Source organism: Ralstonia sp. TCR112 (assembly GCF_007997035.1).
Classification (GTDB): Bacteria; Pseudomonadota; Gammaproteobacteria; order Burkholderiales; family Burkholderiaceae; genus Ralstonia; species Ralstonia edaphi.
In genome coordinates this window covers 1-1,166 of sequence record NZ_VOSS01000292.1, presented here as the reverse complement: position 1 = coordinate 1,166, position 1,166 = coordinate 1, and the positions used below count along the sequence as shown (strand labels likewise).

The 1,166-nt window shown below is 64.5% G+C and carries 1 protein-coding gene; it reads right to left on the bottom strand.

Annotated features, from left to right (window positions below; all coding sequences use genetic code 11):
- Window positions 1-1,166: FUSC family protein (locus FUT88_RS26040; protein WP_147219397.1), on the bottom strand; the 1,166-nt coding region annotated here is incomplete at both ends.

The following is a 1,166-nucleotide window of genomic DNA, read 5'->3' as shown; positions in this document are numbered from 1 at the left end:
GGTTGGTGCGCAGCACGTCGTCCACCAGCTTGGGCAGGTTGCGGTATTCCCAGGCAGGCAGCACATAGCTGAAGGCGGTGGCGATGGCCGCGCCGATCAGCGTATCGACGAGCCGTTCTCCAATGGCGTCCTTGCTGCCGGGCAGCAGCAGGTTGATCTGGATGAGCACCTGCACGCACGCCGCGATGGCCGTGTAGCGGTAGCGCACGGTGACGAAGGCCGCGCTTGCCGCCGTCGACAGGTACAGCACGCCCATCAGGACCCACGTCGAATGGGTGAAGCGCAGAATCACCGCCGCAATCACGCAGCCGATCAGCGTGCCGAGCACCCGGTCGAAGTTGCGCTGGCGCGTCATGCTGAAGGTCGGCTTGAGGATGACGACGATGGTCAGCAACACCCAGTAGCCATGCGACGCATATGGCAGGTGGTCGGCAATCCACAAACCGGCAGCCACGGCCATCGAGATGCGCAGCGCAAAGCGCAGCACCGGCGAACGCCACGTCAGCTCTTCCAGCACCAGCCGCAGCTCGTATTTCTGCCGCGTGAGAAACGGCGTCATGTCCGGGCGCAGCAGCACCTGCGACAGTTCGACCGGTGTGGCGGTGGCGGCGTGCAGCTGCGCCATCAGGCGGATTGCACCGCGCACCGTGGCCACCGATTCCTCCAGCGCCGCGATGGCTTCGATGGGCACGCCATGGTGGTTGTGCTGCAGTTCGTGCAACGCGCCTTCAATGGCGGCCATCTCCTGGTCATACGACATCGGCGTGGGCGACGGCCTGTCGCGGCCAACGGCATAGGCCACGCCTTCGATGTCCAGGCGCATGCGTTCGATCACGTCGCGCAGCAGACGCATCACCTCGGCGTCGGCCAGCCACTGGCGCAGCAGCGGGTAATCGGTATTGGACGACAGCAGGTACTCGTAGATGTCGAGCATCCGCATGTGGATCTGCACGAGGCGCCCATCGCTGGCGGTGCGGTTATCGCGGAAGACGAAATCGCGCGCCACCTGCTGCTTGTCGGCCACCGAAATCTGCTGGCGCACGAGCGCATTGAACTGCTCGTCGAAATCCTTGGATGCGTCGTAGAAGCCGGCCTTGCGTTCCACGTAGACGGCCAGTTCGTACAGGCATTCGGCCAACACCTGCTCTTTGATGCGGCGGCGCTGG